General features: G+C 64.9%; 21 protein-coding genes. 8 read left to right on the forward strand and 13 right to left on the reverse strand.

Annotated features, from left to right (window positions below):
* The first annotated feature begins 4 nt into the window (after nucleotides 1-4).
* A complete protein-coding gene (locus tag PJB24_RS12095) occupies nucleotides 5-1,924 on the forward strand; it encodes an LTA synthase family protein (protein WP_273846258.1) in 1,920 nt (639 codons plus the stop codon).
* Here the strand turns inward: PJB24_RS12095 and lgt are convergent.
* The 4 genes from lgt to PJB24_RS12115 form a co-directional block, all read right to left on the reverse strand.
* Nucleotides 1,921-2,778: a prolipoprotein diacylglyceryl transferase gene (gene lgt, locus PJB24_RS12100; RefSeq protein WP_273846260.1), complete on the reverse strand. Its 858-nt coding sequence runs from the start codon at nucleotides 2,776-2,778 to the stop codon at nucleotides 1,921-1,923. The genes PJB24_RS12095 and lgt overlap by 4 nt on opposite strands.
* Nucleotides 2,779-2,781: 3 nt before the next feature.
* Nucleotides 2,782-4,800 (reverse strand): penicillin-binding protein 2, encoded by a 2,019-nt coding sequence (mrdA, locus tag PJB24_RS12105; RefSeq protein ID WP_273846263.1) that lies wholly within the window; start codon nucleotides 4,798-4,800, stop codon nucleotides 2,782-2,784.
* A gap of 150 nt (nucleotides 4,801-4,950) precedes the next feature.
* Nucleotides 4,951-5,490: a hypothetical protein gene (locus PJB24_RS12110; protein ID WP_273846264.1), complete on the reverse strand. Its 540-nt coding sequence runs from the start codon at nucleotides 5,488-5,490 to the stop codon at nucleotides 4,951-4,953.
* Nucleotides 5,487-6,017, reverse strand: coding sequence for a CPBP family intramembrane glutamic endopeptidase (locus PJB24_RS12115; protein WP_273846265.1), 531 nt, complete (start codon nucleotides 6,015-6,017; stop codon nucleotides 5,487-5,489). Before PJB24_RS12115 ends, PJB24_RS12110 begins: the two co-directional genes overlap by 4 nt.
* A gap of 166 nt (nucleotides 6,018-6,183) precedes the next feature.
* Here PJB24_RS12115 and PJB24_RS12120 point away from each other — a divergent pair, with 166 nt between their 5' ends.
* On the forward strand, nucleotides 6,184-7,539 hold the full coding sequence (locus PJB24_RS12120) for a phosphomannomutase/phosphoglucomutase (RefSeq protein ID WP_273846266.1): 1,356 nt from the start codon (nucleotides 6,184-6,186) through the stop codon (nucleotides 7,537-7,539).
* A gap of 49 nt (nucleotides 7,540-7,588) precedes the next feature.
* Here PJB24_RS12120 and PJB24_RS12125 read toward each other — a convergent pair whose 3' ends face one another.
* From PJB24_RS12125 to PJB24_RS12140, 4 genes are all read right to left on the reverse strand, one after another.
* Nucleotides 7,589-8,305 (reverse strand): BON domain-containing protein, encoded by a 717-nt coding sequence (locus tag PJB24_RS12125; RefSeq protein ID WP_273846286.1) that lies wholly within the window; start codon nucleotides 8,303-8,305, stop codon nucleotides 7,589-7,591.
* 70 nt (nucleotides 8,306-8,375) lie between these two features.
* Nucleotides 8,376-9,167, reverse strand: coding sequence for a DR2241 family protein (locus PJB24_RS12130; RefSeq protein WP_273846267.1), 792 nt, complete (start codon nucleotides 9,165-9,167; stop codon nucleotides 8,376-8,378).
* A gap of 7 nt (nucleotides 9,168-9,174) precedes the next feature.
* Nucleotides 9,175-9,942: a CbiX/SirB N-terminal domain-containing protein gene (locus PJB24_RS12135; protein ID WP_273846268.1), complete on the reverse strand. Its 768-nt coding sequence runs from the start codon at nucleotides 9,940-9,942 to the stop codon at nucleotides 9,175-9,177.
* A gap of 106 nt (nucleotides 9,943-10,048) precedes the next feature.
* Nucleotides 10,049-10,933, reverse strand: coding sequence for a triphosphoribosyl-dephospho-CoA synthase (locus PJB24_RS12140; RefSeq protein WP_273846270.1), 885 nt, complete (start codon nucleotides 10,931-10,933; stop codon nucleotides 10,049-10,051).
* 86 nt (nucleotides 10,934-11,019) lie between these two features.
* Between PJB24_RS12140 and PJB24_RS12145 the strand changes: the two genes are divergently transcribed.
* Nucleotides 11,020-12,192, forward strand: coding sequence for a carboxylate-amine ligase (locus tag PJB24_RS12145; protein WP_273846271.1), 1,173 nt, complete (start codon nucleotides 11,020-11,022; stop codon nucleotides 12,190-12,192).
* On the opposite strand, the gene PJB24_RS12150 is transcribed toward PJB24_RS12145, so the two are convergent.
* Entirely contained in the window at nucleotides 12,164-12,310 is a 147-nt protein-coding gene (locus tag PJB24_RS12150; protein ID WP_273846272.1) for a hypothetical protein, read from the reverse strand. The two genes, PJB24_RS12145 and PJB24_RS12150, sit on opposite strands and share 29 nt — an antisense overlap.
* Before the next feature lie 21 nt (nucleotides 12,311-12,331).
* Nucleotides 12,332-13,138, reverse strand: a complete 807-nt coding sequence (locus tag PJB24_RS12155; protein ID WP_273846273.1) for a hypothetical protein — start codon at nucleotides 13,136-13,138, stop codon at nucleotides 12,332-12,334.
* A 244-nt stretch (nucleotides 13,139-13,382) separates the two neighbouring features.
* On the opposite strand from PJB24_RS12155, the gene PJB24_RS12160 reads away from it, so the two are divergent.
* From PJB24_RS12160 to PJB24_RS12175, 4 genes are all read left to right on the forward strand, one after another.
* Entirely contained in the window at nucleotides 13,383-14,714 is a 1,332-nt protein-coding gene (locus tag PJB24_RS12160) for a glutamine synthetase family protein (RefSeq protein ID WP_273846274.1), read from the forward strand.
* 190 nt (nucleotides 14,715-14,904) lie between these two features.
* Nucleotides 14,905-15,549: an MBL fold metallo-hydrolase gene (locus tag PJB24_RS12165; RefSeq protein ID WP_273846275.1), complete on the forward strand. Its 645-nt coding sequence runs from the start codon at nucleotides 14,905-14,907 to the stop codon at nucleotides 15,547-15,549.
* On the forward strand, nucleotides 15,546-16,061 hold the full coding sequence (locus PJB24_RS12170) for a MogA/MoaB family molybdenum cofactor biosynthesis protein (protein ID WP_273846276.1): 516 nt from the start codon (nucleotides 15,546-15,548) through the stop codon (nucleotides 16,059-16,061). Before PJB24_RS12165 ends, PJB24_RS12170 begins: the two co-directional genes overlap by 4 nt.
* Nucleotides 16,061-16,321 (forward strand): hypothetical protein, encoded by a 261-nt coding sequence (locus PJB24_RS12175; protein WP_273846277.1) that lies wholly within the window; start codon nucleotides 16,061-16,063, stop codon nucleotides 16,319-16,321. Before PJB24_RS12170 ends, PJB24_RS12175 begins: the two co-directional genes overlap by 1 nt.
* On the opposite strand, the gene argH is transcribed toward PJB24_RS12175, so the two are convergent.
* On the reverse strand, nucleotides 16,318-17,715 hold the full coding sequence (argH, locus tag PJB24_RS12180; RefSeq protein ID WP_273846278.1) for an argininosuccinate lyase: 1,398 nt from the start codon (nucleotides 17,713-17,715) through the stop codon (nucleotides 16,318-16,320). The two genes, PJB24_RS12175 and argH, sit on opposite strands and share 4 nt — an antisense overlap.
* 1,062 nt (nucleotides 17,716-18,777) lie before the next feature.
* On the opposite strand from argH, the gene PJB24_RS12185 reads away from it, so the two are divergent.
* Complete coding sequence (locus tag PJB24_RS12185) at nucleotides 18,778-19,608, forward strand: HD-GYP domain-containing protein (protein ID WP_273846279.1); 831 nt, start codon at nucleotides 18,778-18,780, stop codon at nucleotides 19,606-19,608.
* A gap of 26 nt (nucleotides 19,609-19,634) precedes the next feature.
* Here PJB24_RS12185 and PJB24_RS12190 read toward each other — a convergent pair whose 3' ends face one another.
* Nucleotides 19,635-20,048 (reverse strand): iron-sulfur cluster assembly scaffold protein, encoded by a 414-nt coding sequence (locus PJB24_RS12190; protein ID WP_273846280.1) that lies wholly within the window; start codon nucleotides 20,046-20,048, stop codon nucleotides 19,635-19,637.
* A 15-nt stretch (nucleotides 20,049-20,063) separates the two neighbouring features.
* Nucleotides 20,064-20,350 (reverse strand): sulfurtransferase (locus PJB24_RS12195; protein WP_273846281.1); only part of this gene is annotated, 287 nt, incomplete at its 5' end.

A 20,350-nucleotide genomic window follows, 5' to 3' on the forward strand; every position in this document is an offset into this window, starting at 1 on the left:
CGAGGTGAGCAGAAGAGGGCAACCACTCCTGCTCGGCGGCCGGGACTGGCTGTACCTCCTCGGGCTGCTGATCCCGCTCTTCCTCTACGACCTGGTACTGAAGGGGGTACTCGTCTTCGGGCACCCGGACGTCGACGGTCTCTCCGACGCCATAGAGCTCGCCCGCTCCGACATCCTCTTCAACCTGGGGTACGCGGGCCTGTGGATCGCGCTGTTCGCCATCTTCCGTCGCGGTCTTCCACGGCGCGTCATCATGGTCCTCTTCCATGTCTCGGCCGTCTTGATCGCGGTGATAACCACGACGGCCTACGTCTACTACCAGAAGACTGGCACCACACTCGACTACGGCGTGGTCGCCTACGCGCTACCTCGCCTGGATCAGGTAAGCGGTTTGATCGGCAGCGTCGCGACACCCGTGATGTGGGCAGGACTCATTGCCGCCATCCTCTACGTTCTCTTCGGCCCCTACGCCCTGACCAGGCTCGTAGCGCACCGGGGGTTGTTCCGGTTCCCGGGCAGCCCGCGGGTTCCGCTGGCGGTACCCTGCGGGGTGCTCATGATAGCGCTCGGGCTGGTGGGTTTCTCGCTCGTAGCCAGCGGGCGAACGCGGGCCGGTGAGTCCTTCGCCCGGGACGCCGTAGTCAACCTCATCGTCTCAAAGGTGGACTACGAGGAGATGGAGCGTTCTATACCGGTCTCGAATGTCTCCGTTCCCCAGCCCCCGTTGCACGCCCGGCTCGTCCCCACCCCACACACTCGCCAGAAGAACGTGGTGTTCATACATCTGGAATCCACGCGGGCACGCTCGGTAACGCCCTACAACCCGCGCATACCCACGACCCCGTACCTGGAGAAACTCTCCAAAAAGGCGATCTTCGCCAAAAACGCCTATACGATCGTTCCTCACACGTCCAAGGCGATAACCGCTGTAAACTGCGGCATCTACCCGCACCTAACCAGCAAGATCACCGAGGCCTCTCCGGGCGGCATCCCAGCGATGTGCCTGCCACGTCTGCTCGCCGGGCAGGGGTACGATACGGTAGCTTTCCAGTCGGCGACCGGAACGTTCGAGGATCGCGGCCCCCTGGACAGAAACTTCGGCTACGAGCAGTTCTTCCCCCTGGAGAAGCTGCCGGACAAACAGAATTTCGAGAAGGTCAACTACTTCGGGCGTGAGGACGACATCATGCTCAAACCGAGCGAGCGCTGGATAGAAGAGCACCGCGGCAGACCCTTTATGATGTACTACCTCGGGGTGACCGGCCACGACAACTATCTCCCCATCCACCGCTACGGCTTCAAGCACTACACCGCCAACGCCAAGCTCAACCGTTACCTCAACGACGTAAACTACTCGGACCACTTCGTACACAACGTCATCGACCTGTACAGGCGCCTCGGCATCTACAGGAACACCATATTCGTCATCTATGGGGACCACGGCGAAGGCTTCGGCGAGCATGGCCTCTACCAACATGACGATACGATCTACCAGGAAGGCCTAAGGATACCGCTCATGATCCTCGACCCCGGTGGCCACCCGAAGGGTAGGGTTGTCACCACGCCGACGGACGAGCTGGACATCCTCCCGACGGTCGTCCAGCTGCTCGGCTACAGGATAGAAGGCGGGCGTTACCAGGGGCGCTCGATGCTCGCCCCCCCGGAACCGCACCGCACCCTCTACTTCAGCTGCTGGGACGACTACACGTGCCTCGCCAGCATAAAGGACGGCATGAAGTACATCTACTTCTTCGGCAACAAGCCCGAGGAGGTCTACGACCTCTCCACCGACCCCTACGAGCGCCACGACATCGCGGCACGCGTGGGCCGGGCCTGGCTGGATGAGAGACGAGCCCAGGTGAAGGCCTGGTTCAGCAGGATAAACGCCATGTATGAACAGAACACCCCTGCGAGCTACCGCTAACCCGACCGGTCGCTCTCCTTACCCCCGCCCGCGCTGTGGCGCAGGAACACGACCAGCGAGAACCCGATCACCAGCGCCGCGCTCACCAGCAGGTTTCCGCTTATTCCACCGATTATCGGGAACTCCGTGTCGACCCGCATCATCGTCGTGAAGAAGCGCCCGAACGAGTAGAGGACCACCCACAGGAAGAAAATGTCCCCCCGCTTGAGGTTCCACCCGGAGCGACGAGCAACCCACAGCAGAGCGAACCCCACGAAGAAGTCCCACACCGACTCGTAGAAGAAGGTCGGCTGGAAAGAGGTGTAATGCGCGTACTGCGGAGGACGGTACTGCGGGTCTATCCTGATCGCCCAGGGCAGGTTCGAGGGATGCCCGAAGAGTTCCTGGTTGAAGTAGTTGCCCCAGCGGCCTATGGACTGGGCGAAGGCGAGCCCGGGAGCCCCTGCGTCCATGAACCGCAGCAGGTCTATCTTGCGCCGCCAGCAGAAGAAAGCCAGGCCCACAAGCCCTCCGGCGACCGCCCCGTATATTCCGAGCCCTCCGTCCCAGATCTCGAAGACCCCGGGGAACGGGTGGCCCCGGTAGAGTTCGTAGTCGGTTACGACGTGGTATAGCCTCGCCCCGACCAGACCGGGGATGATTACGTAGAGCAGCGCGTCGAGCGCAGTCTCCCTGGGGTATCCGCGCCGCTCCAGCTCCTTGCCGCCGAGCCAAGTTGCAACCGCGACCCCCACGGCTATGAACAACCCGTAGTAGTGCAGGGTGAGCGGTCCGATGTGGAACACGGGAGAGGGCGGACTGGGGAAGGACAGCAAAGCGGCCGGCGTCATCGTCGCGGGATCACCCCTCTCCATCCATCAATCCTGCTGGGGAATACCGGTCTGGACGGTCTGCTGGCCGGTGGAGGAACCCTTCTGCGATATTCCGTAGTAGTACTCCAGTATGTTGCGCACCGCCACGTCCGATGTCCCCTCCCCGTTCCCGCCGTGTTCGACCATCACAAGCACGATCAGCGGCGGCCTGTTGTGCTCTCCGGCGGCCCAGCCGACGAACCAGCCGACCGGATCACCGCTGGTCTGCCCCGTCCCGGTCTTGCCAAGCACCTTCAGTGGGGAGTTGGAAAATTGCGGCCCGGCCGTCCCGTTCGACGCGGTCACCATCGCCAGTCCCTGCTTTATTGCCGCGAGATCCTGCTGGCTCACCCCCACCTTCCCGGCCGGCTTGGGATCTATCCTCTTGACGACCCTGCCGTCCTGGTTGGTTATCTCAAGCCCCACGTGGGGTCTCACGAGGGTGCCCCCGTTCTCGATCGCCGCGTAGGCCCTGATCAGCTGCAGCGGGGTCACCTGCAGGCCCCCCTGTCCTATCGCGAGGTTGATCCAGTCTGCCTCGGTCCAGGCCTCGGGGTTCTTCACCCCCACCTGCTTCTGATACTCCTTCTTCCACTGGCTCGTGGGAACGAGCCCGGCTGACTCACCGGGCAGATCGACGCCGGTCCTCTCCCCGAAACCGAACCTGTGGTAGAAGTGCGGCAGCAGGTTGACGTTGTTGGTCTGGTTCCAGATGCGGTCGGCCACCATGTAGAAGTACTTGTCGTTGGAGTCGCCGAGTGCCTGCGCGAGGTCCTGCGTCCCGTGGGTGGTGCCGGTCCCGTCGAACTCCCGCCAGCTCTGCCAGCAGCCGTTGGTCCAGCCCGTGGGGCGCCAGCAGGCCCCCGTGTCGGTATAGGTGGTCTCAGGGGTTATCGCGTGGTAGAAGAGCCCGGCCAGCCCGGTGAAGGCCTTGAAGGTCGAGGCGGCCGGGTAGGTCCCGGCTATCGCCCGGTCGGTGAAGGGGGAATTGGCCTGCGGGGACATCAGATACCTGTACTCGGCGAGCTCCTTCCTGCCCGTGATCCCGCCGGCGAAGAGCTCGGGGTTGAAGTCCGGACGGCTCGCGAGCGCGAGGATCTGACCGTTTTCGGGGTTCATCGCGATGACCGCCCCTCCCGTCCCGGCATACCCGGCTTCCTGGGCCCTCTGTATGGCTCCTTCCAGCTCCCTCTCGGCAACCTGCTGCAAACCGGTGTCGATGGTCAGCTTGAGGTTGTCGCCGGGTTTGGGCTCCTTGACCGCGACCGGGGCGGGGGAAGAGGAGGAAGAGCCGCTCGGGACAACCCTTCCCATCGCGTCTATCTTGTCCCCTTTCCCCACGATGCGTCCCTGCGCGTCGACGTTGTACTTCTCGTAGCCGGACTTGCCGCGCAGATAGTTGTCATACTGGGCCTCGACTCCGGAGAGCCCGACGATCGCGTCGTTGGGCAGCCCCTTGTACGGCCCCTTTCCGACCTCGTTCGGAGGGATCGAGCCCACGTAGCCGATAACGTGCGCCGCGAGGCTGCCGTCCGGATAGTTGCGGATGAAGTCGTCGGTGACCGAGACACCCGGGAACTCGTGAGAGTGCTCGCTGATGTAGATGACGGCATCCTTGTCCACGTCCTGCTTGACCGGAATCGGGCTGTAGATGTCGTGGATCTTCTTGGCAGCATCATACCTGGCGAGGACGTCCCTGGTGTTCGCCCCGAGCACCTCGGCGAGCTTCTTGAGGTGCCCGCGCGAGATCTTCGCCGGAACGACGGTGACGTTGAGGGCGGGTTTGTTGTTGGCGAGAACGTGGCCATTTCTGTCGTAGATGACGCCGCGTTCGGCGGGGATCTCGACCTTTCGGGTCGAGGTTATCTGCGAACGGGAGTAATACTGCTTGCCGGTGAGGACCTGCAGGTACCAGAGCCGGCCGACGAGCACCACGAAGACGAGCGCGACGACAAAGGCCAGCGAGACCACCCGCACCTGCATCCGGCCCTTGGGCACCGGCGCGGACTGCTCGCGCCCCTCCATTTTCCGACCCCATTCCCGCAAAGCCCCTGCCTCTCGCCTCCTGGAAGACGCTCAATAGGACAGCCCGAAGACCCACCTAAGCTTACCAGCGGCGGCCGGACGATCAAGCGCCACCCCCGTATACGCCCCGGCGCGTGGCACGGTTGCGCCTCAGCGTATGAGGAAGCTCTCGCACGCAGCGCCGCCAGCCGACCGCACGCGCACCTCGTAGAGGCCCTCAGGCAGCCCATCCCCGGCCCCATCGGAGACTACGAACCGCAGGACCCCCGACACCCCGTGCCGCTGCGCGTAGAGCTGCCTGTCGGGCCTGGCATAGACCTTCAGACCCCGCCCCCCACCGGGAAGGAGCCGCGTGAAGAGCGAGCCGCTCGTCTCGCGCGTGACGCTGACCGCGACTCCCTCGCCGCCAGAGGTGCGCAGATCCCTGACTACCACATAGACATAGATCCTGCGGGGCCGTCCCCGGAAGACCTGGGTGTCGGGCGGCGGGTAGGCCCGATCCTGCGTGCTCACGCTCACCGAAGCGAATCCCCCCGATACCTCCTTGGTCTTCGCCGGCAGCTGCAACCCGAACAGACGCCCGGCGAAAAACCATGCGGCCAAGACGAGCAGCGCCCCGAGCACGAAAGCCGGCCACCACCGCCCCCGCCGCGCCTTGCCCCCGGAAGCGGTCTGTGGGATCCTGCTCAAGATCCCTTGCTCCTCTGGTGCCTCCAGAGAGAGAGCATCACCCCGTTGTGCAGAGCGTGGGCGAGCATGCAGGCCAGCAGGCCGCCAGTGGAAATGTACAGCCAGCCGAAGACCAGGCCGGCGAGAGCCGCCCACAGGGCCCACAAGACGAACCGGCGGTCGGGCCCGAGATGCAACAGGCCGAAGATGACCGAAGAGCACAGCAACCCGACCTCGGGCTGCAACCCTCCCCTGAAGAAGGCCTCCTCCCCGACGCCGGAGAACAGAGAAATCGCCACGATCTCGCGCATCCTCACGCCGTCGACCAGGGCCGGTGCCAGCTCGTCGGCCAGCTCGCGCACCCCTCGGACGTACCTGTAGGAGAGCAGCGCGAACCCCACGGTCACGCCGGCGGCGAGCATCCCGAGGGGTATCGCCAGGCCCACCGCCCCGACCGGGAAAACCTCGTAGCCCCGGTAGATGCGCCACAGGAGCCCCACACCGAGGAGCGCCGCGTAGAGAACCGCGGCGCGCTCAGCGAGACGCACGCGCACAATAAGACACAAAATAAAGAACCTTGAGGAGATCCATAAACCCTCATTTTATTTCACGCGCCCGTCGGCCATCGCCCCCGTGCAGGAAGCACCCCAAGCGGGTATCGTACATCCCGCAGGCAAGCAGAGCGCGGCCGTCAGCCGGAGGTACGAAGGGAAGATGGACGAATCGATCTTCAAGGCGTATGACATCCGGGGCATCTATCCGGAGACGCTGGACGAAAACGTCGCCCGCGAGGTAGGACGGGCGTTCGTCAACCACCTGGGGCTCTCCGGAGCCCGGGTGATAGTGGCACGGGACATGAGACTCTCCGGGGAGGCGCTGGAGGGAGCCTTCATAGAGGGGGTGACCGAGGCGGGAGCGGACGTGCTGGAGCTCGGCATGGTCTCCACCGACGCGCTCTATTTCGCCGTCGGGCACCATGAGGAGCCCGGCGGGGCGATGGTCACCGCCTCGCACAACCCCAAACAGTACAACGGCTTCAAGCTGTGCCGCGAGAACGCCATCGCACTCTCCGGAGAAGAAGGGCTCTACCAGATAAGGGACCTGATCCTCTCCGGCAAGGTTCCCGGTCCTTCCGAGGTTAGGGGATCCGTCGAGCACGGCGACATCACCGAAGAGTACGCCAGGCACTGCCTGAGCTTCATCGACACCGAGGGTCTGAGGCCACTCAAGATCGTCGTGGACGCCGGCAACGGGATGGCCGGCAAGATGCTCCCCCCCATCTTCGAGCGCCTCCCGTTCGAGGTGGTGCCGATGTACTTCGAGCTCGACGGCTCGTTCCCCAACCACCCGCCGAACCCCATAGAGCCCGAAAACATGCGCGAGCTGCAGGAGCGCGTCCTCGCCGAGGGCGCAGACTTCGGGGCCGCGTTCGACGGCGACGCGGACCGCTGCTTCATCGTGGACGAGAAGGGGAAGACCATCTCCGGAGACCTCCTCGCCGCCCTAGTCGCCAAGAACGTCCTGGAGAAGGAGCCCGGTGCGACGATCATCTACAGCGCGGTCTGCTCGAAGGCACTGCCCGAGCTGGTGGAGCGGGAGGGTGGCAGGGCGATCCGCACCCGTGCCGGACATTCGATCATCAAACCGCAGATGAGAAAGTACAACGCGGCCTTCGGCGGTGAGCACTCCGGACACTTCTACTTCCGAGACAACTACTTTGCGGATTCAGGAATAATCGCGATGCTCACCGTCGCCGAGCTCGTCGCCCGGCAGGGAAAGCCGATCTCTGAGCTGCTCTCCCCCATAGACCCCTACGTCCGCTCCGGGGAGATCAACTCCGAAGTCGAAGATCAGCAGGCAGTGCTGCAGAGGGTCGAGGAGCATTACGCCGGGCAGGAGAACGCCAGGATAGACCACCTCGACGGCCTGACCGTGGACTTCGGAGACTGGTGGTTCAACCTGCGCCCCTCGAACACCGAGCCCCTCCTCAGGCTCAACGTCGAGGCCAAAGACGGTGCGGTGATGGAGCGGGAGCGCGACCGGCTGCTCAAGATGATCCGGGGAGGCTGAGGCGGAGTTTCGGTCCCCGCCTCACCTTCTCCGCCTCCGCCGGCAGGCCTCATGAAGACCGGCCGGACTCCTCTCCACCCTTCTGCCGGGTCGGAGCCTCCGGGTTCACGGTGATGAGGTTGCGCACCTCGCGCACGCCCTCTGTCGCGGCCGTAATCTCGCCCGCCGCCTCTCTGGTCTCCTCCGAGGAGGCCTCACCGCGTAGCTCGGCCACGCCCTCGTTGAACTCCACGTTGACCCGGGCCATGGCCACGGTGCGAGGGTCCTCTCCTAGCCGGGTGCGGATGCGCTGCTCGACGCTCTCGTCCCGGCCCGTCGCCGTCTCTGCCCGCGGTCGGCTTTCCTCCCCGACGAGCGGGCCCTCCCGGGGATCGGAGTAAGCCCGCCCGGCACCCGTCTGCGAGGGCTGTTCCCCGACCGGGACGCCGGTCCCCCAGCGTTCGGCGCCTGAGGACTCCGGGGCGGGGTGCCGGCCACTCCCGAAAGAAAACTCGGGCTCCGGCTCGCTCCTTCTAGAACGCAGGATGGCAACCCCAGCCACGAAACCCGCGAGTGCGACCAGCCCGAGGCGCCGGTAGTAGCCTCCCCTGCCGGCAGGGTTCCTCCTCTTCAGGGTGCCCAGGGTTCTGATCGCCCGGACGTCGGCCCTTGCGACGCGGCGGGCCACCATCGGACGCCAGGGGGCCGGTGCGAGGCGCACGACGTGAACCTGCGCCCGTCCGATACCCCGGGCGAGCCCGAGCCTACCGCGGGTTCTCTTCCTCACCAACTTTCCACCTCCGCTCTCGCTGCTTCATCCTCTCCGGGAGAGATACCCGCAGGGAAGGCGCCGGAAACTACTCTTCTGCGTCCCCGCCACGCAGCTTCGGGAGAAGCGTGAGCGCCCGGTAACGCAGCCGGCGTCTGTTCAGAGGCTTCTCGAATTCGGCCTCGCGCGCGAGCTCGAACTCCCCGCCGGCCCCGGCCTCAAGGAGGGCCGCCAGGTCTTCCCGCTCGCTCGCCGTGAGCGTCCCTTCGGTGGTCTCTTCCTCCCGCTCGAAGTAGCGGATGCGGCGGGCGAAAGAGATGAAGACGCTGCACGGCTCCGGACAGGGTATCTCGCCCCGGCCGCGGTCCATCTCGAGCGGCATCCCGTCGTCCACATCCCACAGGGTGCGCTTGAGGCAGACCTCATCCTCACAGCAGGCGCGGGCGGCGTTCTGCACCGCTTCGTCCGAGAGGTGCCGCACCCGCTCGTAGATCCCGCTCTGGCGGGCGGCGCTCCGGCGGAAGCTGGTCGTCTTCAGCCTACCCTCGCGCAGGAGGTACCAGTGCGCCACGCCGGCCGGGTAGAGATAGTTCATCGCCTGCCAGAGCTCGCGTTCGTCGTGCAGCCGGAGCACCCATCCGCGGCGCAGGTTCGGTGCGCTCTTGAGCGGCCGGTGCTCCCCGGAGGCGGTGAGCCGGGCTATCTCCCGTGCATCCCCCGGGTCCGAGAAGGCCTCCAGATCCTCGCTCTCCCGGTCGTCCACGTGGCGCACCTCGAACCCTCCCCGCGGCAGGGCCCGCACGACGACCTGCCCGAAGATCCTTCCCTGCGGCTCCTCCCTCACCCACCCGGCGAAGGCCCGGCGGGAGGAGACCGCCACGTTCTCCTCAGGATACGCCGGCAATCGTTCCCTCGCTCTCCATCTCGCGGGCGCGGGCGACTATGAGATCCGCCATCGAAGGGTGGGTGCCGACCGGCTCGCCGTAGAAGATGGTCCGATCCGGCCGGTGGGTCACCTCCCCGGTCAGCTCAAGGTCGGCGGGGATCGTCTCCCGGGTGTGCCAGCCCTCGGCGACGAAGACCGGGATCAGGATCACGTTCTCCGCCTCCACGGTGGAGACCACCCGGCCCACCTCGGGCTCCTGGTCCAGGAACGCCACCTCCACCCGGTCGTAGGCGCCACGTTCGCGGATGCGCCCGGCGTTCAGGTAGATGACGCTCGAAGACTTCTGGTTGAGGTCGGTGCCGTGCCCGAGGAGGACGAGCGCCGTGCGTCCCTTGCGCAGCTCTCTGCCGCGCATGAGGTCGTCCACCCGTTCGAGGATCACGTCGGCCATCCTCTCGAAGGTCCCGAGAGGGCCGGCGTAGTAGATCGTCTTGCCGCATCTTTCGGTAACGGTCCCGTCGAGCCCGAGCTCCCGCGGGATGACCTGCTGGGTGAAGTACCCCTCGGAGATGAACGCGGGCACGACGTAGACCTCGTCACCCTCGACGAGGTCGAAGACGTGGCGCATGGAGGGCTCCTCCTTCCAGAAGCACTCCACCACCTCGTCGAAGGCCCCCTTTCGCCTGATGCGCTCGGCGTGCTCGTACACCGGGCGGCTCGAGTCGCCGTTCAGGTGCGACCCATGCCCGACTATGACCAGCGTCTTCATCTTCAGTACAGGTCCTTCCCTTAGGTCTCTTCGTCCTGCTCCGTGCGAAGATTCTAGGATACGGTGAACCCCGGCGGCGTGTGCGCCCTCGCAGAGAAATAGAAGCCTAGCGCTGCCCCGCGGGTTGCAGCCGGTAGCTCAGCGCCTCCGGACCGTGCTCCAGGCTCACCATGAACGCGGCCGCAGCGACGAGGGACTCGGTGGCCGTCGGGGCGAGGCGCGAGTCCGCGCGCAGCGCGCCGTCGAGGTTGTTCACCGCCTGCAGGCCCCTGCGCGAGTAGACTCCCCCGCTCTTCTGGACCCCGCGGGCCATGCGCGAGACCTCCTCCGCCTCCCGCCGGTTCGCCCGGGCGGCGACGTCGAGGTCCGGGACCTCCGAGAGCACCTCCAGGTAGGTGTGCACCAGCGCCGCCCGCGCCGAATCGGCGCGGGAGAGGGCGGAGAGGAGGATGTTCCGGGCGAGCTGACCGCTGACTTCGAAGTTCCGGGCGTACTCCCGGGCGAGGGGATCACGGTCGGCGGCGAACCGCACGACCTCCCGCAGGGTGGTCTCCTCGCCGGCCTCGAGCGAGATCTGGACGGCCCCCGCGAGCGCTCCTCCGGACCCGGAGACCGAGAGAGCCCGCGCGAAGGCCAGCAGGTCCTCCCGCCCGAGGCCGCGCAGCACCGAGCGCAGCGGCTCCGCCCGCAGCGCCGCCCGGGCCAGCGGAGCGAGAAACCCTCCGGCCCTCGGGTCCGCGTACCCCGCCACCCGCCGCGAGGCGAGGACGGCCTCCAGTACGGTCTGTCCCACGCCCCGTGCCCCGGCTCCGGCCACCGCCTGGCCCACCGCGGGTGCGGAGAGCATTCTGCTCTCGTGCGCCACCCCGGCGTCCGTGTATCGGGAACCCACACCGGGCATGGGCGCGCTGTAGACGAGGGTGAGGGCGACCATCGCCCCGGCGGCGACGGCTCCCTCCGGAACCCGGCTTACGTCCTCCCGTTGCGCCAACGCCACCTCCCCTCGAGAGAGCCACACGCCATTAATTCTAACCCCGGTCCCCTCGAGCCTCCGGATAGCTTAATATACGGTCCACGATGAGAGACCAAAACAGAGAAGAGGCGCCCCTCATCCCGGAGGACGCCTTCGAGACCGGGGCACCCGAAGGAACGGTCGGGGCGGAGGAGGAGCTCTGGCTGGCCGATCCGCAGACGACGAAGCTCGCGGGAGGGGCTCAGAACATACTCGCCTCCTCCCCAGAAGGCCACTTCACGGGCGAGCTCATCGACTGCGAGATCGAGAGCAACACGGGCGTGCACCGCGAGGCTCACGGGGTGGCCCGGGATATCGTCGCCCGCCGAAAGGAGCTCTTCGACCACACCGAGAGGCTCGGGAGGATGCTCGGAGCGAGCGGGACGCACCCTCTCGGCGACTGGCGGGAGCAGGAGATCATAGACAAACCTCACTACCAGCGGCTGAACCGGCTTCTGGGGTGGCTGATCCGGCGCAACAACACCTTCGCGCTGCACATCCACTACGCCGTCTCAGGACGCGGCAAGATCGTCTACCTCTTCAACCGCCTCAGGGAGTACGTCCCCCACTTCCTCGCTCTCTCGGTGAACTCCCCCTTCTGGCAGGGTGAGAACACGGACATGCTCTCCAGCCGAATCCTTATCTTCTCGCGCTCGATGCACCGGGCCGGGTTGCCGGAGCCGCTCTCCTCGTGGGAGGAATACGTCTCCTACGTGGACTTCCTCAAGCGCTCCGGCACGATAAACGGGCTACAGGAGATCTGGTGGGACGTGCGGCCCCACCCCAGGCTCGGCACGATAGAGTTCCGCGCCCCCGACACCCAGACCGACCCCCGCCGCTCGGAGGCCCTCGTCGCGCTCGCCGCGGCGCTCTGCGACCGCCTGTGTGCCGAGTATGACTCGGGCGAGATCAGGCCCATCCGCCCGGTGCGGGAGATCGAGGAGAACAAGTGGAGCGCCCAGCGCTACGGTCCCTACGGCAGCTTCATCGACCACGACACCCACCTCCCCGTGGAGACGAAGAAGGTCCTCTACCACCTCGTCTCCGACCTGGAGCGAGACACGAGACGCGACCTCTCGGGGGCGCGGAGGCTGCTCGACGAACCGACCGAGGCCGAGCGCCAGCTCGAGGTGTGGCGTGAGAGCGGCTCGAGCGAAGAGGTGGTCAGGGACATCGCCCGTCGCACCCGCGAGGCCACCGAGAGCTACGCTACCGGCGGCGAAGACGGCGATTTATGACCCTGAGCGCGAGGTGCGTGGCGGTGCGGCGCACCCGCCGGTTTTTCGCCAGCGAGTAGACGACCTGGCGCCCGAGCGGGCTCCTCAGTATCCTTATCGCGATGCGCAGCTTGCCCATATCTCCCTATCCTCTCTCGCTTCAGCTCGTACGATCTATCTCGGCGTGGTAGCGGCTCCCGAGCCGTCCGCCCAGGAACCCGCCGAGCAAGGCTACCACGACGGCGCCGACGATGGCACCGATCCCCGGGCCACCCGCCCCCAGCAGCTCGTTGAGCCCGGGGAGCAAACGCCCCTCCAGAAGTCCCCGCAGCGCATCCCCCTCGCCCGACGGGATGAAAGCTCCCCCGGCCGCGGCGATGAAGCCCAACACCACACTCCACAGCAGGATCACCGCACCGTTTATCCCACCGTCGAAGCGGGCGAGTCGTCCCGCCACGTATCCCCCGGAGAAGAAGGCCAGGAAGATCAGGACGGCCACGACTACGACACCGGCTACAGCGGTGTTGTTCAGCGGCCAGGAGAGGTTCGCCGGAAATCCGAGCGGGCGCAGCACGAATCCCGCGATGTAGGAGAGGACCGAACCGGACACGGCGCAGAAGACGAACCCCAGGAAACTGGCCAGCCAGTCGACCCCGCCGTAGAGTTCCTTCAGGCGCTCTTCCCGCTCCTCCAGACCAAGGCGGTACGATCCCCTGGCTGGCGAGGGACGCGGGATCTCAGCGGTATCCCCCACCGTCGGCCGCATCATTCGGGTCTCGCTCTCGCTCCCGGAGGAGGTCACGGGCCTGCGGTAGGGCCTCTCCCACTCCTCCGGTTCCATCCGCCGGGTGGCCCCGGGATCCTGCGGTGGCACGCTGCGACGGGTCTTCCCCGCGTCGTCGGGCTCCTCCCCGAGCGGACCGAGCCTCCGACGCTTCTCGGAATCCCTGCCTGACCCCTCGCTCATCTCTCCCCCTTGCGCCTCAGTGATCTCTGCTGCTCTCTCATCGCCCTACGGATTCTAACCTCCCCGGGTAGCGCACCCCACTCACGAGGCAAGCGAGTTCGGAACGAAATCCCGTTTTGGACAACGGGACAAAAATCCGGCATCACCCCATCTTCCGGATTGTACGCACGGCTATATCCTCCGCCAACCGGCGCCGCATAAGATTTGTCAGTCAAACGAACGAGAGCATCTGATCGGAGGCACCATGACCGCCCAGACACGCGAAGACGTTCTGAGGATAGCAGAAGAGCGAAACGTACAGTTCATCCGGCTATGGTTCACGGACATTCTGGGAACGCTCAAGAGCTTCGCGATAACCCGCGACGAGCTCGAGGACGCCCTCGACGGGGGGATGGGCTTCGACGGCTCGTCGATCACCGGCTACCAAGACATTGAGGAGTCGGACATGATCGCGATGCCCGACATCTCGACGTTCAAGATCATTCCCTGGAGTCCACAGGACGCGCCCACAGCCCGCATGATCTGCGACATACAGACCCCGGACGGCGACCCCTACGTCGGAGATCCCCGCCACGTCCTCCGGCGGGCGCTCGAGCGGGCGAAGGAGATGGGCTTCGACCATTTCTACGTCGGTCCCGAGCTGGAGTATTTCTACTTCAAGAGTCCGGACAATCCCGAGCCGCTGGATTACGGCAGCTACTTCGACCTGACCACGCTCGACGCGGCGACCGCGCTCAGGCGCGAGACAATCTTCGCGCTGCAGAGCCTGGACATCGACGTGGAGTACTCGCACCACGAGGTGGGCATCAGCCAGCACGAGATAGACCTGCGCTTCGACGACGCTCTCAAGATGGCCGACACTGTCATGACTTACAAGACGGTGGTGAAGGAGATAGCCACCAATCAGGGAGTCTACGCCACCTTCATGCCCAAACCCCTGCGTGACTCGAACGGATCGGGGATGCACACGCATCAGAGCCTCTTCAGCGGGGACCGCAACGCCTTCTTCGATTCCAGCGACGAGTACTTCCTCTCGAAGGAGGCGAAGTCCTTCATCGCCGGCCAGCTCCGGCACGCCAGGGAGATAAGCATAATCTTCGCTCAGTACGTCAACTCGTACAAGCGGCTCGTTCCGGGCTACGAAGCCCCGGTATACATTGCCTGGAGCCGTCGCAATCGCTCGGCGCTGGTGCGGGTCCCGCTCTACCACCCGGGCAAGGAGAAGGCTACCAGGGTCGAGATCCGCTGCCCGGACCCCGCCTCCAACATCTATCTCTGCCTGGCGGCGCTCCTGCACGCCGGGCTCGAGGGGATAGAGAAGGGTTACGAGCTGCCCGAGCCGATGGAGCGGAACCTCTACCACCTCACCCCCGAGGAGCGGCAGAAGCTCGGCATCAAGAGCCTGCCGGCGGATCTCGGCGAGGCGATCCGTGAGGCGGAGAACTCGGAGCTGCTCTACAAGACGCTCGGCGACCACGTCTTCAACCGCCTCCTGAACCTGAAGCGGGAGGAGTGGGAGGACTACAGGATCCAGGTAACCCCCTACGAGTTGCAGAAGTTCCTCCCGGTACTCTAGATACTCCCCGGACATCGGGCGGGGAGGCGCGTGCTCCTCCCCGCCTTTTCGTGCGCACAGGCCGGCGGTACGCCCCGCGAAGAGGATGTCTCTTTACCATATAATCTACGCGGCCCGATGAAGGTAGAGAGATGATAGGAGGACGTTTGGTCCGCACCGCGATCGTCCGGCGGGCGCCGGGGAAGACACGATGATCCTGGAGAAGATCACCGTAGGTCCCTTCCAGGAGAACTGCTACATACTGGGAGACGAAGCTTCCGGCGAGGGGGCGATCTTCGACCCGGGAGACGAGGCGGCCCGGATAGCGCTCACCGTCGAGAAGACGAACCTCGAGATCTCCAAGATCGTGATAACCCACGCCCACATAGACCATGTGGGTGCGGTGGCCGCGATGGTAGACGAGTACGGCTGCCCGGTCCTGATGCACGAGGAGGCCGAGCCGATGCTCCAGCAGCTCCCCGCCCAGGCGGTGATGATGGGGCTCAGGTTCGGCAAGGCACCGCAGGTGGACGAACACATAGCCGACGGAGAGAAGGTCTCCGTCGGGAACCTCTCCTTCGAGGCGCTCTACACACCGGGACATGCCCCGGGGCACCTCTCCTTCTACTGCAAGCAGGAGGGCCTCGTCCTCTCGGGGGACGCGCTCTTCGCGGGCAGCGTGGGGCGGATCGACCTCCCCGGCGGCGACGGGCAGCTCTTGATGCGTTCGATCCAGGAGCGCCTGCTGACCCTCCCGGACGAGACGCGGGTCTACCCGGGGCACGGCCCGTCGACCACCATAGGGGACGAGAAGATCGGCAATCCTTTCCTGCAGGGAGGGGGGCTGCTCAGATGAGCGAGAGCGTAAGCCGCCACCGGGAGGCGGCCCCGCAGAAGGTGAGGGCCGCCGTACTCACGATAAGCGACACCCGCACGAAGGAGACCGACACCGGCGGAGACACCATAGAGGAGCTGATGCGTCAGGCGGGCCACGAGATCGTACACCGTCAGATAGTCAAAGACGAGGCGCACCAGATACGCTCGACGCTCACCAGCCTGCTCGCCCGCGCGGACGTGGACGCCGTGATCACCACGGGCGGGACCGGCATCTCGGCCCGCGACACCACCTACGAGGTCGCGAGCCGCATGATCGAGAAGAAGCTCGACGGGTTCGGAGAGATCTTCCGGATGCTCTCCTACGAGGAGGTCGGGGCGGCGGCGATCCTGAGCCGCGCCGTCGCCGGTGCCGTTGGAGCCAAATTCCTAGCCTGTCTGCCCGGCTCGCGCAACGCGGTGAGGCTCGCCACCGAGAAGCTGCTCGTACCCGAGATCGCGCACGTCGTCTTCGAGCTGAGGAGGCACACCTGATGGAGGAACGCGAACCACTCACGCCGGAGACGGAGGCCCTCTGGCGCAGGCTCTGGGAGATGTGGCAGGAAAACGACGAGGACGACGTGATCCTGGACTCCTCGCGCCTGGAGGACCTCGAGGACGAGATCCCGGAGCTCGAAGGCCGCATAAAGACGGCGCTGGCCTACCTCCAGCGTGCCCGCTACATCCAGTACCGCACCGGGGTGAGCGAAGGGGAGCTCACCCCGGTCGTCTTCGACGTTTACGAGCCGCGCTAGCGCGCGGTCTTCTGCTGCAGCAGCTCCCTGGCGCGTCCCAGCTGCTCCTCGACCGCGGTCGGGGAGGTGGATCCTCGCGAGGACTTGTTCTCGACGCTGCCACGCGGGGTGAGGAGGTGTCCGGGGAATTCCCCAAGCACTGCGTGGAAGGAAGCCAGCTCCTCAGGGGTCAGCTCCTGCAGCGAGAGGCCCCGCTCCTCGCAGCGGCGCACGATCCCGCCGACCACCCGGTGCGCCTCCCTGAAGGGAACCCCGCGAGCTGCGAGAAAGTCCGCGAGCTCGGTCGCGAGCGCGAACCCGCCGGCGGCCTCCTGCATCCGCCCGGCGTCGAAGCGCGCGGTCCGCAGCATCTCCGGCAGCACCCGCAGCATCGCGAGCACGCTGTCCACAGCGTCGAAGATGGGCTCCTTGTCCTCCTGTAGATCCTTTGAGTAGCCGAGTGGGAGCCCCTTCAGCACGACGAGCAGGGCGTTCAAATCCCCGATCAGACGCCCGGCCTTCCCGCGCATGAGCTCGTAGGCGTCGGGGTTCTTCTTCTGCGGCATGATGGAGGAGCCCGAGGAGTAGGCGTCGTCGAGCGTGGCGAAGGCGAACTCCTGGCTGGTCCAGAGCACCCACTCCTCGCCGAGGCGGGAGAGGTGCACCCCGAGCACCGCGCAGGCGTACAGCAGATCGAGGGCGAAATCCCGCTCGGAGACGGCGTCGAGGGAGTTCAAGAGCGGCTCCATCCCGAGCTCCCGGGCGGTCATCCCGGGATCGATCCGGTGCGGGGTGCCCCCGAGCGCGGCGGCCCCGAGGGGCGAACGGCCCGCCGCCTCCCGGGCGGCCTCCAGGCGCCGGAGATCCCGGGAAAACGCCCAGAAGTGCGCGAGCAGGTGGTGCGGGAGCAGAATGGGCTGGGCCCGCTGCAGGTGGGTGTAGCCGGGGAGCACGGTGTCTTTCTCCCTCTCGGCCACCTCGACGAGGGCCGCCATCGCTTCCAGCAGGCCACGGATCACCTCTTCCGCCGCATCTCGGCAGAAGAGATGCAGATCGAGGGCCACCTGGTCGTTGCGGCTGCGCCCGGTGTGCAGCTTGAGCGCGACGTCGCCCACGAGCTCCCGCAGCCTGCGCTCTACGGCGGTGTGCACGTCTTCATCCTCTATGGACCAGGAAAATTCCCCCCTCTCGAACTCGCCCATCACCTCCTTTAGACCCCGCACCAGAACCTCCGCCTCCTCCCGGTCCAGTATCCCCCTCTCGCCCAGCATCCGGGCGTGGGCTATGGAGCCCCGGATGTCGTACGGCGCGAGCCGCACGTCGAAAGGAATGGACGCGTTGATCCTCTGGAAAGCCTCAGCCGGACTCTTCCCGAACCTCCCGCTCCAAAGCGGGCTTTTCTTCTCCTCGCTCATGCGCCGCAGTTTATCCCAAAGAGCGACCACAAATGGGCCGATCAGCCCTGTATGACGCTTTGTATGCCTGTTAGCCTTCCATCTGGTCAAACCGGTAGAATAATGTTCGTAAAAGTACAAACGTGGATAGAAGGGGGTGAATCAACATGCAGAGCGTTCAGCTGCATAGGGCTTGCTGGTAGTTTCACCTTCATTAAAGGTACCCAACCGTCTTAAGAAAGGAGTTGCGGATGCTGTTCCATAGAGCTTGCTGGTAGTCTCATTCAAAGAGCTGGTTGAACGCACCTAAAGTGAGTAGGAGACAGCAATGCAGTTCCACAAAGCGTGCTGGTAAAAATATCCCGGCACGGATAAGAACAAAATAATATGAGAGCTCCCTAGACTCTGATGTTGCTCTGCTCTATTATGTGCAGAACATGAAAAAAGCATTACAGGGTGCTGGGGGAAGTTACGTTGTCTATTAACGCTTCGCGTGCTCAGGCGACCGTTGTGTACATTTGTACTCTCGCCATAGTCACCGGAGTTGGTTTAGCGCTCCAGTTGAGCTCTTACGATCTATCCTTCAACTGGCTGAGTTTGGAAGCCAGTCTCATCTTGGGGGTCATAAGCGCTCTATCCCTGCGCTTCTCCATCAGCGTCGATCTCGGCAAAACCAACTTCGATCTCATAGATGCAACCTTGGTCGCGTTGGTTCTGGCAGGACCGCAATGGGCTCTCTTGGTGGCCCTGCCTGTGATGTTGCGCAAAGAAAAACTACGGGCTCTTTTTGAAGCATCGAACCTGATCATACAAATCGTTGCTGCAGGTTTTGTATTCAGGTTGTTCTCAGAGCCACTGCTCTACACGAAAGTTTTTGATGTCTCATTTATATGCGGTGTCTTGGCTGCAGGCTCGACCTTATATGTAATAGATATGTTAATAGGACCTATTTTACTCTTCATTAAGTACAAAGTTCCTGTGACCGAGTTGCTCAGAGAAGTCGTTATTCCTCCCATTCCTTCTAATCTGATTTCGATACTTACGACTCTCGCCACCTCCTACGCGGCGATCAGGCTCGGGCCCGTGGCGGCGGTAACGCTCTTTGGCGGCGCGACGCTCTCGCTGGGGCTGATGAACTTCACCGTAAAGCGTCAGCGGAGGCTCGCGAAGCTGGAGAAGGAGAACGGTCAGCTCAGGGAGAGGACCGACGAGCTGGAACGCAGCCTCTCCGAATCACACCTGGACTTCGCGCGGCGGCTTCTCGAGAGCCTGGGACGCAGGGACGGGTACACCGCGAGGCACGCGGCGGCCGCGGCGGTGTACGCAACGGACCTCGCGGAAGAGTTCCGGATGGATGACAGGACCGTTTCCAGGCTCCGGGTGGCGGCGCTTTTGCAGGACGTGGGGATGGTCTCGGTGCCCGAGGAGGTCAGTGTCGCGCCGCCGGAGAGGCTGAACGAGCTCGGCAGAGAGAAGCTCGAATCGCACCCGGAGGAGTCGGAGAGGATCCTCTCTGGAATACCGGGGATGGATGAAGCAGCGAAATGGGTGAGGTGGCACCACGAGCGGGTGGATGGAACAGGCTACCCGGATGGGCTGCGTGGAGAATGGTTACCGCTCGAAGCCAGGATACTCGCGGTGGCCTCGCACTACGCCTCGCTGGTTCTGGAGCGCAGAAATTCTCCGGCGCTCGATCCCTCCGAGGCACGCCGGGAGATCATCGCGCTCTCCGGTCGGGCCTTCGATCCTCTGGTGGTGAGGACGCTGCTCAGGGTTCTGGATCAGAACGGCGGAGATTACGCCTCCGCCACCGGAGAGCGCTTCGCGGGTGCGCTCTCTGATACGGATGGCGGCCCCATCGAGAAACACGGGGGTCTCAGGGTGATCGGAGGTGGCAAAACCCCGGCCTCCTGAGGGGGCTGGCCGGGCCATCCCAAGCCTCAGCTCACCCGGCCGCTTCGCCTGACCTCTTCCTCCCGATACTTCCTTATGGCGGCCTTGAGGGCGCTCAGGCCTAGCGTGGCGTTGCGGGTTCTGCTCCCCACCACGTCCCGACCGATGCGGTCTATGAACTCGTCGTAGTCGAGCGCGAGCACCTGGTCCATGGTGAGGCGTTCGCGCATCACGAGGTCGAGCGCCATGCTGGTCGCGCCCATGCTGATCGTATCTCCCTCGCCGGTGAACGAGAGCGCCTCTATCCTGCCGTCGCCCCCTCCCTTGAGGTAGATGACGACCGATCCCCCGCACTCCGGGCTGCCACCGGGCACCGCGACGTCGGCGTCGGGGAGAACCCCCTTGTAACGGGGGTTCTCCCTGTGGTCGACGAGAGCTTTTATGCGGCCGTTGCGGTCCAACGCGCTCGCGCGGGGCTAACGCTCTATGGGCGCTCTGACGGCATTGCCCCACTCAGTCCAGGACCCGTCGTAGTTCCTCACCCGCTCGTAGCCGAGCAGATACTTGAGCACGAACCAAGTGTGAGAAGAGCGCTCCCCTATCCTGCAGTACGCTATCACGTCGTCTCCTGAGCTGAGGTGAGCCTCTCCCTCGTAGATCTCCCTGAGCTCCTCAGCACTCTTGAAGGTGCCATCGTCCCGCACGGCCCTCGCCCACGGTACGTTCGCCGCTCCGGGGATGTGTCCTCCCCTCAACGCTCCCT

This window comes from Rubrobacter calidifluminis (genome assembly GCF_028617075.1).
Classification (GTDB): domain Bacteria; phylum Actinomycetota; class Rubrobacteria; order Rubrobacterales; family Rubrobacteraceae; genus Rubrobacter_E; species Rubrobacter_E calidifluminis.